Origin of the sequence: Mammaliicoccus sp. B-M6, from assembly GCF_022386965.1 — a bacterium.
Classification (GTDB): domain Bacteria; phylum Bacillota; class Bacilli; order Staphylococcales; family Staphylococcaceae; genus Mammaliicoccus; species Mammaliicoccus sciuri_A.
This window is the reverse complement of sequence record NZ_JAJNHJ010000013.1, coordinates 1-13455: the sequence shown is the minus strand read 5'-3', so window position 1 is coordinate 13455 and position 13455 is coordinate 1. Positions and strand designations below refer to the sequence as shown.

Here is a 13455-nt window from a genome sequence, read left to right as displayed (position 1 = left end):
TTCGCAGAAAATGAAATAATATGTAAGTATATGAAATTTACAAAAATTCTAGGGGGCATTAACTTTATGGGTAAGCAAATACCAAAAGATAGAGGTCTAGACAGTACATTAAAAGTCTTAAAAGAAGGCTATAAATATGTACCAAATAGACTTGAGAAATTTGATACAAATATTTTTGAATTAAGAGCATTAGGTGGAAGAAGAACAGTTGTATTTAGCGGTAAAGAAGCTGCAGAGATTTTTTATAACAATGAATTAATTGAAAGACAAGGTACGTTACCTAAACGTGTTGTTAATACTTTATTCGGTAAAGGCGCTATACATACTACTGGTGGTAAAAAACACATAGACCGTAAAGCTCTATTTATGTCATTAATGACTGAAGAAAACTTAGAATATTTGAGAGAACTTACACGTAGTACTTGGTTTATGAATACTGAACGTATGGAAAGAATGGACGAAGTTAACGTTTATAAAGAATCTATCATTCTATTAACTAAAGTTGGATTTAGATGGGCAGGCATTATCGCTTCTCCTGAAGAAATCGAAAGCTGTGCTAAAGATATGGATACTATGATCGATTCATTCAAAAATATCGGTACTGCATTCAAAGGTTATAGAGAAGCTAAAAAAGCAAGAGATAGAGTAGAAACATTCCTAGAAAATCAAATTATTGCAGTACGTGAAGGTAAATTAACACCTCCACAAGGTACAGCATTACATGAATTTAGTCATTGGGAAGATTTTGAAGGTAATTTAATGGATTCTAGATTGTGTGCGATCGATTTAATGAACGTTGTGCGTCCTCTAGTCGCAATTAACCGTTTTGTTAGTTTCGGTGTGAAAGCATTACATGATTATCCAGGAGAAGCAGAAAAAGTTTTCAATAATGAAAATGACTATGCTTATAAATTTGTACAAGAAGTTAGAAGATTCTATCCTTTCGTACCATTTTTACCTGGTAAAGCAGCAGTAGATATCGAATTTGATGGCTATACTATTGAGAAAGATACGTTCTTAGTATTAGATATTTACGGAACATTGCATAGAGAAGGCTTATGGGAGAATCCAGAAAGATTCTATCCAAACCGCTTCAGCGATTGGGACGGAAGCCCATTTGATTTAATACCTCAAGGTGGCGGCGATTATTATACAAACCACCGTTGTGCGGGTGAATGGATGACAATTATCATCATGGAAGAATCAATGAAATACTTCGCTAGAAACATTTCATATGATATGAAAAAAGACCAAGACCTATCTGTTAATTTAAATAAATTACCAGGTCGTGTCGTAAGTGGTACAATCATTGAAAATGTTAATGCATTAGTAAACCGTAACGTAGAATCAGTTTAATCATGAATTGATTCATTATAATAATATTATTCAGGCTGAAATTTCATTCGAAATTTCAGCCTGAATTCATGTATATATGAAAATTTTCAAAGATATTTGGTATCATAGGTAAAGAGGTGATGACATGGTAACTTGTTTAGTTGTAGATGATGATAAATTTATCTTAAATGATTTGAAGCGAGAAATTGAACGTGAACATATAAATGTTATAACAAGTCTCAGTGGTGAGGAAGCTTTAGAAGTTGTAGAGCATAAATATATTGATATCGCTGTTGTAGATATTATGATGCCAGGTATGGACGGTTTTGAATTGTGCCAAATACTTAAAGATAGTTTTGATATTCCAGTTATCATGTTAACTGCAAGAGATGAGTTGAGTGATAAAGAAAATGCATTTCTTGCTGGAACAGATGATTACGTAACGAAACCATTTGAAATTAAAGAGTTAATATTTAGAATAAAGGCTGTACTACGCAGATTTAAAATTAATTCATCCAATGAACTTCAAATAGGTAATACACATATTAATAGTGTTGATATGGAAATAACGATTAATCAGAAAACAATGCTTTTACCAAAGAAAGAATTTGCATTACTAGATTATTTAATGCGTAACAAAGACAAAGTATTACAACGAGACAAAATCATTGAAGTTGTATGGGGCATTGATTTCGAAGGAGACGAGCGAACGCTTGATGTACATATTAAACGTATTAGAAAGCGATTAGAAAAGTTAGAGAGCGATGTCTTGATTAAAACTGTGAGAGGCGTTGGTTACAAGGCGGTGCTAGCTCATGAGGTTTAAGTCTTTAGCGCAACGTATAACGATCTATACAATAGTTGTAATGCTCGTAAGTGCTATTTTAGGATTCATTCTTACAAATATTTATTATCATATAGATTTAAAAGAAAAAAATGACCACAAAGTGTTTAATACTTTAAAAGACGTACAAGATTATATTGATCATGATAATGAAATGTCGTTGGATAATTATTTAAATCATTTAAGCGAACTTCATTATCAAGCTGTATTATATAACGGTAAGTTGAAACCGACTTACTATGGTGATAACTTTAGAAAATATAATTTAGATAATCAAGCAGTTGAAGATGTATTAGACGGAAAAACGTATCATGGTATTAAAAATAGACCGTTTAATATTTTTATTACAGGATTCTTTGATAATGAAACGAGAAACACTGTCGGTATCAAAATTCAACACCAAGGTGCTGAATATGCGTTATTCTTAAGACCTAGTGTCGGTTCCATGTTAGGCGAATTTAGAATATTTTTAGCGATATTACTTGTGTTACTTGTCGTCATTTCATTAATACTCGTGCTATTTTCAAGTTATTCATTGGCAAACCCAATTAGACGACTTATGAAGACAACAGAATCATTACGTAAAGGTGATTTTGATGTGGATATCAAAGTAACACGTGACGATGAAATAGGTATATTACAACATCGATTTATTAAGATGAGAGATGAACTTAAACAACTAGAAATGATGAGACAATCCTTTGTTCAAAATGTGTCTCATGAAATTAAATCTCCACTTCAATCTATTTTAAGTTTATTAAGAGAACTTGAACATGAACAAGATGAAAATAACAGAATACAAATTATAGAAGATATATATGCTAGAGCATACCGTTTGAGTAATTTAACGAAACAATTATTGTTGTTATCGGAATTAGATAATAGTGAACATTTGTCCTTTAATGAAACAGTACATGTTCAAAAAGTCATTAAAGAAGTCGTTCAAAATCTGAATTTCTTATTAGAAGACAATGAAATCTCAGTTCTATTTGATATGGATGATTTAACAATTAAAGGTAATCATAAGTTACTTTATCAAGCACTCTATAATATATTAAATAATGCTATTAAATACTCACCTAAACATAGTATGATACAAATTGATCTTAAAGAAGAAAATGAATTTGTAAAAGTTTCTATTATTGATGAAGGTTATGGCATGACTGAGAAACAATTGAAACATATTAAAGATCGATTTTATAAAGGTGATCAATCACATAATATTCATGTTGATAGTAACGGTCTTGGTTTATCAATAGTTGATTCAATTATTAAACATCATGATGCTCAAATCTTCTTCGAAAGTGAAGTCGATAAAGGAACAGAAGTAACGATTTTGTTTAAGCAATATAAATAATTGATTATTTAAGCAGTATGATTTGGTATAATTAAAATAAAATGAGGTAGGTGTTATATTGAAAACGGGTCGTATTATTAAATCAATAAGTGGAGATTATTCAGTACAAGCTGATGATGGTATATATATTACGAGAGCTCGAGGGTTATTCAGAAAGAAGAAGACATCTCCTGTTGTCGGAGATATTGTTGATTTTCAAGTTGAAAATGAAACGGGTGGGTATATTCAACATATTCATGAACGTGAGAATATATTATTAAGACCACCAGTCTCAAATATTCATAAAGTTATTGTCGTGATGAGCGCATCAGAACCAGTGTTTAGTCAACAATTATTAGATAGATTTCTCGTAGTCGTTCATTCATACAATATTACACCGATAATATGTGTAACTAAAAAAGATCTCGCTACTGATGATGAAATTCAACAAATTCAAGATAAATTAGCTCAATATCAATCAATTGGATATGAAACTTTATTTATTGGTGAAGAAGATGATGTATCAAATGCGATTAAACCTTTAATTGACGGTATTATCGTGTTAAGTGGCCAATCTGGTGTTGGTAAATCCACGATTATGAATAGATTGTTCGAGGATTTGAATTTAGAAACGAACAAAATCTCAAAAGCGCTTAATCGTGGTAAACATACGACAAGACACGTTGAGTTGTATGAGCTAGATGGTGGTTATTTAGCGGATACACCTGGATTTAGCGCATTAGACTTTTCACATATTGAAAAGGAAGAACTTGCAGATTTATTCCCAGAATTTGAAGCCATTAAATCACAGTGTAAATTTAGAAATTGTACGCACATTAATGAACCTAAATGTGCGGTAAAAGAACGCATACAAGACAATCATTTTTATCAGTTAAGATATAAGCACTATTTGACATTATTCGAAGAAATTCAAAATAGAAAGGTAAGATATTAATGGTAAAAATAGCACCTTCACTTTTAGCTTGTGATTTTGCAGAATTAAAACAAGAAGTAACACGCGTTAAGGAATCTGGCGCAGACATTTTACATTTTGATGTAATGGATGGTCAGTTTGTACCGAATATATCAATTGGTTTACCTATTTTAGAATCATTAAGAAAAGTAACTGATATGACGATTGATACACATTTAATGATCGAGAACCCAGAACAAATGATTGACGCGTTTTGTGAAGCGGGTAGTGACATGGTATCTGTTCACTTCGAGGCGACACCACACATTCATAGAGCGATACAACAAATCAAAGCGCATAATAAATTAGCAGGTGTTGTGATCAATCCTGGAACGCCTGTAGAATCCTTATCGCAAATTTTAGGTGATGTGGACTTTGTTCTAATTATGACTGTGAATCCTGGATTTGGTGGTCAAAGCTTTATAGAATCTACGTTAAGTAAAATTACTTGGTTAGACGAATATAGAAATGAACATGACTTAAACTTTGAAATTGAAGTTGATGGTGGTGTTAATGAAGAAACAGGTGCGTTATGTAAAGCACAAGGAGCAGACATATTAGTTGCAGGATCTTATTACTTCAAACATGAAGACTACAAAGTACCTGTACACAAATTAAAGGGTGATTAATCGTGAAAGTAAATCTATTATGTAGTATGCGTCATATCAATGAACATATTCTTCAAGATGAAAAGCACATTGATTGGATAGGTGTAGATAGAGGTACAATTGAATTAATTAAACATGATATTAAGCCTGTTGCTGCTATAGGAGATTTTGATTCTGTATCAGATGAAGAGTATCAACAAATTATTAATCATATCGATATTGATCCGGTTAATAAAGAAAAGGATGATACCGATCTTGCATTAGCGGTTAACTTAGCAGTTGAACTCGGATACGAAGAAATTAGAATATATGGTGCGACAGGTGGCCGATTAGATCATTTTATGGGTGCTGTTCAAATATTAACGAAACCAGAATTTCTGGAAGATAATATTCAAATCACGCTCGTAGATGAACAAAATGAAATTACAGTATTAAAAGCAGGAAATCATCGAATTTCACAAGTAGAAGGTATGAAATATGTGTCGTTTATTCCGTTAAGTACGAATATACGAATAAAATTAGAAGAATTTAAATATGATTTGCCATTTACAACTTTGGCACAAGGCTCAACGTTAACAATTAGTAATGAGTTTAAAGCGGGTCATGAACATCCATTAGTGACAGTTGAACTTGGCAATATATTGATGGTACAAAGTAAAGATAAATAAAAAAAGAGAACCTTCCACACAAAGGTTCTCTTTTTTATATGTGACTTATATTCATTAAACGCGTGTAACTTTACCTGATTTAAGCGCACGAGCTGAAACCCATACACGTTTAGGTTTACCGTCAACTAAGATTCTAACTTTTTGTAAATTAGCGTTCCAACGACGTTTGTTAGCATTTAATGCGTGAGAACGGTGGTTACCAGTTCTAGCTTTACGACCTGTTACGAAACATTCTTTAGCCATAAATATCCTCCTTTAATGAAATATAAATACACATTTATTTACGTTTACACACTTTAATAATATAACACGCACTTTTAATTTATTCAACGGCTTTTTTGCAATTTAGCGAAAAAATAATAACAAATTTCGCAAAAAGTATTTTAAAGTTCAATTTATTTGTTATAATAATATATTGTGAAAACGTTGTATAAAAAACGTGATTAAAATGATGAATTCTTGCGATGTGAATGTGATATTAAGTATAATTAAACAGAACATATAAAAGTAGTTTATAAAACGAAAAAATTTAAATGTGTAGGAGGGACGTAATCATGACTTTAGAAATTACAAATGAGTATGGAAGTATCGATATTTCAAATGACGTTATTGCAACGCTTGCTGGCGGAGCTGCCGTGGAATGTTATGGTATCGTTGGTATGGCAAGTAAACATCAAGTTAGAGATGGCATTGCAGAAATTCTTGGGCGTGATAATTATGCCAAAGGTGTTATTGTATCTCAAAACGAAGGTGTTCTTGATGTAGATATGTATATAATTGTGAGTTATGGTACGAAAATCTCAGAAATAGCAAACAATGTCCAATCTGCTGTTAAATATACTTTAGAACAATCATTAAATTTAAAAGTCAACGCAGTCAACATATATATCCAAGGTGTTAGAGTTATTAATGATGATGAGGAAGCATAGGGAGGCAAATACAGTATGAATAAGATTGACGGCAAATTGTTTGCTGATATGATCGTACAAGGATCAGATAGTTTATCAAACAATGCAGATTTTGTAGATTCTTTAAATGTGTTCCCTGTACCAGATGGAGATACAGGAACAAATATGAATTTATCAATGTCATCAGGTGCAGCAGAGGTTAAAGCTCATAGTAATGTACATATCGGTGAGGTTGGTAAAATATTTTCTAAAGGATTGTTAATGGGTGCAAGAGGTAACTCAGGTGTTATCTTATCTCAATTATTTAGAGGATTCTCAAAATCGATTGAGAATGAACAAGAAATTGATGCTCAACAATTCGCTAAAGCATTCCAAGCAGGTGTGAATACAGCATATAAAGCTGTAATGAAACCAGTTGAAGGAACGATTTTAACAGTTGCGAGAGTAGCTGGAGAAGCGGCTGTTAAAGCAGTTGAATCAACAGAAGATGTTATAACAGTTATGGAAGCAGTCATTAAAGAAGGTCAAACAGCATTAGAAAACACACCAAACCAACTACCTGTACTTAAAGAAGTGGGTGTTGTGGATAGTGGTGGACAAGGTTTAATGTTTGTTTATGAAGGCTTCTTAGCAACATTAAAAGGCGAAAAAATTCAACCAGCTAAAGAAAAAGTAGATACAGACGAATTTATTAATGATGACCATGATTTCGGTGGTGTCATGAATACTGAAGATATCGTCTACGGCTACTGTACTGAAATTATGGTTCGCTTTGGAAAAGATAAAAAAGCATTCGATGAAGAACAATTTAGAGAAGATATGAGTCAATTCGGTGATTCATTACTCGTAATCTCTGATGATGAAATCGTAAAAGTACATGTTCATTCTGAAACACCAGGTGAAGTATTATCTTACGGTAGCCAATACGGTGAACTCATTAAAATTAAAATCGAAAACATGCGTGAACAACATAGAGAAGTACTTCGTAAAAGCGCAGATAAAAAGATAAAACAAGAACAACAACAAGAGCAAGAAGAGATTGAAACAGCAGTTATTACAATTTCAATGGGTGAAGGAATCACAACATTATTTAAATCACTTGGTGCAACACATGTCATCAGCGGTGGCCAAACTATGAATCCTTCAACAGAAGATATTGTAAAAGTTGTAAAACAATCAGGCTGTAAAAATGCAATCATCTTACCAAATAATAAAAATATTATTATGGCAGCTGAGCAAGTTGAACATTTAGTTGATATACCTGTAGCTGTTGTAGCATCAAAAACAGTATCTCAAGGTCTTTCAGCAATGTTAAATCTTAACTTAGAGCAATCAATCGAAGAGAATAAAGCGCATATGGAAGATGCAATGCGTTTTGTAAAATCAGGTTCTGTAACTTATGCTGTTAGAGACACAAATATAGATGGTATTACAATTAAAAAAGGTGAGTTCATGGGTATCCATGAAAGCAGTATTAAAGTAAGTGATGCTGACCACCTAACAGCTAGTAAAAAGCTTATCGATGAAATGATTGATGAAGACAGTGAAATTTTAACAATTATTAAAGGTGAAGACGCTACTGATGAAGAAGTCGATCAATTAGTATCATATGTTGAAGAAAACTATGAAGAAGTTGAAGTAGAAGTACATCAAGGTGACCAACCAATTTACTCATTCTTATTCTCAGTAGAATAATCTCAAGATAAAAGACAACAATGTTAAACAAAAGCGTTGTTGTCTTTTGTGTTGTAAAACGCTTACAAAACGAGCGAAAGTTGTTATAATGGTATGGTGAAATTAAAAGAGAAACGAGTGATTATTGATGAAATATAGAAGTGTCTTTGACATTATTGGTCCAGTAATGGTTGGACCATCTTCATCACATACTGCTGGTGCAGTAAGAATTGGATTAATAGCTAGAGGTTTATTTGATGGTAAACCTGAACATATTGATATATATTTATATGGGTCTTTCATGGAAACTTATAAAGGACATGGGACTGATGTTGCATTAGTCGGCGGTATTCTAGGCTATGATACAGACGATGACCGAATCAAAACAAGTCTTCAAGATGCTGAGCAACAACAGATTGATGTCAACTTTATCGAAATGTATGAAGAACGATCACATCCGAATACAGCAATTATCAACATGAGAAATAAAGAAATGGAAATCTCAGTAGAAGGTATTTCAATTGGTGGTGGTAAAGTTGAAATCGTTGCGATAAACGGATTCCAAATTGCCATTAGTGGGAATTATCCTGCTTTACTTGTTTTTCATAAGGATACATTTGGCACAATCGGGAAAGTGACCAATGTCTTTGGTGATTATCGTATTAATGTTGGTAGTATGCAAGTGGCCCGTAAAGAGAAAGGTGAACTTGCATTAATGACGTGTGAATTAGATGATGATATTCCACAAGAAGTCTTAAATAAAATTAAAGAAATTGATGGTGTACAGACAGTCACATTAATGGGGGAATCATAAAAAGGAGGGTTATCATGTTTCAAAGTGTAAAAGAACTTATTGAAATTTGTGAAAGAGAAAATAAAAAAATTTATGAAGTCATGATTGAACAAGAAATGCGTGTGTCTAAACTCTCTAAAGAAGAAGTTTATCAAAATATGGAACGCAATTTAGATACAATGGAAAAAGCCATTGAACGTGGTATAAATGGTGTAACGTCAACAACAGGTTTAACTGGAATGGATGCTGTACTTTTACAAGATTATTTAGAAAGTGGACAATCACTTTCAGGTGATTTAATGATTGATGCAGTAAGTAAAGCTGTTGCGACGAACGAAGTAAATGCAGCAATGGGTAAAATATGTGCAACACCAACTGCCGGTTCTGCAGGGGTTGCGCCTGGTGTATTATTTGCACTGAAAAAAAGACTAAACCCTTCTAGAGAAGATATGTTACATTTCTTATTTACAACAGGTGCATTTGGATTTGTTGTTGCGAATAACGCATCTATATCAGGTGCGGCTGGTGGTTGCCAAGCTGAAGTTGGTTCAGCAGCTGCGATGAGTGCTGCTGCAACAGTAGAAATGGCTGGCGGTACACCTCAACAATCTGCAGAAGCATTTGCGATTAGCTTAAAAAATATGTTAGGACTTGTTTGTGATCCAGTTGCGGGATTAGTAGAAGTACCTTGTGTTAAGAGAAACGCTGCAGGTGCTTCAAATGCAATTATTTCAGCTGATATGGCTTTAGCAGGCGTGAAATCAAGAATTCCTACTGATGAAGTTATAGAAGCTATGTATAAGATTGGCCAAACAATGCCTTCAGCACTACGTGAAACAGGTCGTGGTGGTTTAGCAGGTACGCCAACAGGTGAAAGATTAAAACAAGAGATATTTGGAAATTAACCAAAACATTAATTTATAAGGCTGGGACATGATTCATTGTCCTAGTCTTTATTTGTTTGTATAAAGCTCATTTTGGTGAAATCGATTGGTTTATATCATGTATTTGTTCTATAATTAGAGTATTAATAAATATAGGTGATAAAAATGAATAAGCAACATCTGATATATACAGAGCGAACTTTGCAAGAACTTAAAGGTGTTGGACCAAAAAGTTTACAGTTATTAAATGAATTAAATATCTATACATTAGAAGATTTAGTGTTGTATTTACCAACACGTTATGAAGATGAATCTGTCATAAATTTAAACGAAGCAACAGATGGTGATGTTGTCACTGTTACTGGAGAAGTGTACTCTAGTCCGACTGTTGCATTTTTTGGTAGAAATAAATCTAAATTAACGTGTCACATGCTGATTGATCAAATTGCCGTTAAAGTCACATTCTTTAATCAACCTTATTTGAAAAAAAGACTCATTATGGGTGAAACAGTTACGATCAAAGGTAAATGGGATCAAAAGAAACAAATTATTGCTGGTCAAAAAGTAATGGCTGAAAAAGAAGACGGTGGAAATGCGTTAACACCTATTTATCGATTAAAAGAAGGTTTAAAACAAAAGCAGCTTAATAAATACATTGAACAAGCATTACAACTTGTTGAAATTGATGAATGGTTATCTCCAAATTTAATGGATAAGTACAAATTAATGCCATTAAAAGATGTCATTCCAATTTTACATAAACCACATCAATTTAATCACCTCAAATTAGCACGACGCACATTTTCATTTAATGAATTATTCTTATTTCAGTTAAAGATGAAATGGTTAAGCAAATTAGAAAAAGAATCTAATAAAATAGAAGGTTTAAATTATGATGTTAATGCGGTGAAATCTTTTATCGAAACATTACCTTTTGAATTAACAGATGCTCAGAAAAATAGTGTGAATGAAATTTTTAGAGATTTAAAAGCACCTATTAAAATGCATCGATTATTACAAGGTGATGTAGGTTCGGGTAAAACGGTTGTTGCAGCTATTGCGATTTATGCAATGTTTAATGCTGGTAAGCAAAGTGCACTTATGGTCCCAACAGCTATATTAGCTGAACAACATGCAATCAGTTTAGATGAGTTGTTTGGTGGGCAATTGAATGTCGCTTTATTAACGAGTTCAGTTAAAGGTAAAAAAAGAAAATTATTACTTGAACAGTTGGAATTAGGAGAAGTTGACGTCATTGTAGGTACGCATGCACTTATTCAAGATGATGTAGCGTTTAATGATATTAGATTAGTTATTATTGATGAACAGCATCGATTTGGTGTAAATCAACGTAAGAAGCTGCGTGAAAAAGGTGCAGATACAAATGTCTTATTTATGACAGCAACACCAATTCCGAGAACATTGTCTATCTCTGCGTTCGGGGAAATGGATGTAACCTCGATTAAACAAATGCCTAAAGGGAGAAAAGAAATTTTGACATCGTGGGCTAAACATGAAGAAATTAATCATGTACTGAATCAACTAAACAGTGAAATATCAAAAGGTCGACAAGCGTATGTCATTTGTCCATTAATAGAAGAAAGTGAAGCGTTGGATGTTCAAAATGTGGTTGCAATTTATGAGCAATTACAGTTGCGTTTCGGTGCGGAAAAAGTCGGTCTTGTACATGGTAAAATGCATGCAGATGAAAAAGATGAAATCATGAATAAATTTAGTAATAATGAAATCGCGATATTAGTTTCTACGACTGTTGTTGAAGTTGGTGTAAACGTCCCTAATGCAACATTTATGATTATCTATGATGCTGACCGATTTGGTTTATCTACGTTACACCAATTAAGAGGACGTGTCGGTAGAAGTCATCATCAAAGTTACTGTACGTTAGTAGCATCACCTAAAACTGAGAGTGGTGTAGAACGTATGCACATTATGACTGAATCTACTGACGGTTTTTATTTATCAGAACGAGATTTGGAAATGAGAGGACCAGGTGACTTCTTTGGCGTTAAACAAAGTGGTTTACCTGATTTCAGAGTTGCAAATATTGTAGAAGATTATAGAATGTTAGAAGTTGCAAGAGATGAAGCGAGTGAATTAGTGCAATCAGGTGAATTTTTCAAACCTGAATATGATAAATTGAGATTATTAGTACAAGAATCTATGTCAGAACAAAATTTTGATTGACATTGGAACACGTATTGTATAAATTTGAATTACCATATTTTGAGAGTAGGTTAGAAACATGAGATGGTTATATAAAATTATAGGTATCTTATTAATCATGACGGCAATATCTATTTTCTTCTGGAATGATATTAGAACGTATTTTACAGACCGTGTTAATGATAAAGTCATTGAGTCGTATGAAAATCATGATGACAGCGTTAAAATAAATCCAATAGAATCATGGATTACAAAAACAGAAACAGATAACTTAAAAGTAAATGAACACATGGTTGGTTATTTAAAAGTACCAGCAGCAGATATATCAGAGCCTATATTTAAAGGACCAGCAACAGAACAAAATTTGAAAAACGGATTGTCTTTAGTAGATGAGAACGAAAAATTAAGTGAGCAAAATGTCGCAATCGCAGGCCATCGTGTAGAAGGTGCGGGAATAAGATTTAACTATCTCGATCGCGCAAAAGTTGGCGATAAAGTAGAACTCATCACATTAAAAGGTAAAAAGACATATATAATTAAAAACATTAAAAATGTGAAGCCAAATCAAGTAGAAGTATTAGATGAACATAAAGGCAAACCGAATCAATTAACATTAATAACATGTGATAATTATAATCCAGATACATTATTGTACGAAGAGCGCATGATATTTACAGCAGTAGAAGAAAATGCAGCATAACTACGATAGATGAGAGCAAAATTTCAAATTTTGCTCTTTTTTTGTTGGGAGAAATGAGTTGGATGGAGTGGGTATGGGAGATCGGTGGGTGGATTTGTGGGGGATTTGTTGGATATAGGTGTGGAAGATTCATAGAGTAGGTAGGGAGAATGTGAGATATTCGAGAAGATGTAAGCTAAAGTTGGAGTAAACCCACAAGATTGATGAACATGTGAGTTAAAGCGGTAGTAAACTCACATCTTTTTAAAAATTAAATGATTATTTAGAAATGAACATTCTTGATTACATAAAAAATCGCCCAAGTCGTAGCTTAATGCCTACATTAAGCCAAGAGATTGCCTAAGTCATAGCTTAACTTCCTAATAAAGCCAAGAGATTGCCTAAGTCATAGCTTAAGTCCTGAATAAAGCCAAGAGATCGCTCAAGTCGTAGCTTAAGTCCTGAATAAAGCCAAGAATGTACTGAACCCAAAAATCTAAACCTTAATTAGTATATTATTTCAAAGGTTTGTCTCCTGTAATTTTTGGGAGATAAGCCTTTTAATTTTG

13 protein-coding genes are annotated in these 13455 nt (G+C 33.0%); 12 read left to right on the top strand and 1 reads right to left on the bottom strand.

Annotation, left to right across the window (positions count from 1 at the left end; genetic code table 11):
* Window positions 1–66 precede the first annotated feature (66 nt).
* From LQ693_RS06520 to LQ693_RS06495, 6 genes are all read left to right on the top strand, one after another.
* Entirely contained in the window at window positions 67–1356 is a 1290-nt protein-coding gene (locus LQ693_RS06520; protein ID WP_025904560.1) for a cytochrome P450, read from the top strand.
* 124 nt (window positions 1357–1480) lie between these two features.
* Complete coding sequence (locus LQ693_RS06515) at window positions 1481–2161, top strand: response regulator transcription factor (RefSeq protein WP_025904559.1); 681 nt, start codon at window positions 1481–1483, stop codon at window positions 2159–2161.
* On the top strand, window positions 2151–3536 hold the full coding sequence (locus tag LQ693_RS06510; protein ID WP_119495234.1) for a sensor histidine kinase: 1386 nt from the start codon (window positions 2151–2153) through the stop codon (window positions 3534–3536). The genes LQ693_RS06515 and LQ693_RS06510 overlap by 11 nt, the downstream gene beginning before the upstream one ends.
* A gap of 58 nt (window positions 3537–3594) precedes the next feature.
* A complete protein-coding gene (gene rsgA, locus LQ693_RS06505; RefSeq protein ID WP_239703125.1) occupies window positions 3595–4470 on the top strand; it encodes a ribosome small subunit-dependent GTPase A in 876 nt (291 codons plus the stop codon).
* Window positions 4470–5117 (top strand): ribulose-phosphate 3-epimerase, encoded by a 648-nt coding sequence (gene rpe / locus LQ693_RS06500; protein WP_119495232.1) that lies wholly within the window; start codon window positions 4470–4472, stop codon window positions 5115–5117. Before rsgA ends, rpe begins: the two co-directional genes overlap by 1 nt.
* A 2-nt stretch (window positions 5118–5119) precedes the next feature.
* The gene (locus LQ693_RS06495) at window positions 5120–5764 is read left to right on the top strand and encodes a thiamine diphosphokinase (protein ID WP_025904555.1); all 645 of its coding nucleotides are present in this window, start codon (window positions 5120–5122) and stop codon (window positions 5762–5764) included.
* Window positions 5765–5818: 54 nt separating this feature from the next.
* Here the strand turns inward: LQ693_RS06495 and rpmB are convergent, their stop codons facing one another.
* Window positions 5819–6007: a 50S ribosomal protein L28 gene (rpmB, locus tag LQ693_RS06490; RefSeq protein WP_017000124.1), complete on the bottom strand. Its 189-nt coding sequence runs from the start codon at window positions 6005–6007 to the stop codon at window positions 5819–5821.
* Window positions 6008–6318: 311 nt separating this feature from the next.
* Here rpmB and LQ693_RS06485 point away from each other — a divergent pair, with 311 nt between their 5' ends.
* From LQ693_RS06485 to LQ693_RS06460, 6 genes are all read left to right on the top strand, one after another.
* A complete protein-coding gene (locus LQ693_RS06485; protein ID WP_016911554.1) occupies window positions 6319–6693 on the top strand; it encodes an Asp23/Gls24 family envelope stress response protein in 375 nt (124 codons plus the stop codon).
* 15 nt (window positions 6694–6708) lie between these two features.
* Window positions 6709–8367, top strand: a complete 1659-nt coding sequence (gene fakA / locus LQ693_RS06480; RefSeq protein WP_204169631.1) for a fatty acid kinase catalytic subunit FakA — start codon at window positions 6709–6711, stop codon at window positions 8365–8367.
* 127 nt (window positions 8368–8494) lie between these two features.
* Window positions 8495–9160: an L-serine ammonia-lyase, iron-sulfur-dependent subunit beta gene (gene sdaAB, locus LQ693_RS06475; RefSeq protein WP_037587617.1), complete on the top strand. Its 666-nt coding sequence runs from the start codon at window positions 8495–8497 to the stop codon at window positions 9158–9160.
* A 14-nt stretch (window positions 9161–9174) separates the two neighbouring features.
* Window positions 9175–10044, top strand: coding sequence for an L-serine ammonia-lyase, iron-sulfur-dependent, subunit alpha (sdaAA, locus tag LQ693_RS06470; protein WP_037587619.1), 870 nt, complete (start codon window positions 9175–9177; stop codon window positions 10042–10044).
* Window positions 10045–10188: 144 nt separating this feature from the next.
* Window positions 10189–12228, top strand: coding sequence for an ATP-dependent DNA helicase RecG (gene recG, locus LQ693_RS06465; RefSeq protein WP_239703124.1), 2040 nt, complete (start codon window positions 10189–10191; stop codon window positions 12226–12228).
* A gap of 58 nt (window positions 12229–12286) precedes the next feature.
* Complete coding sequence (locus LQ693_RS06460; protein ID WP_239703123.1) at window positions 12287–12907, top strand: class A sortase; 621 nt, start codon at window positions 12287–12289, stop codon at window positions 12905–12907.
* Window positions 12908–13455: the final 548 nt, after the last annotated feature.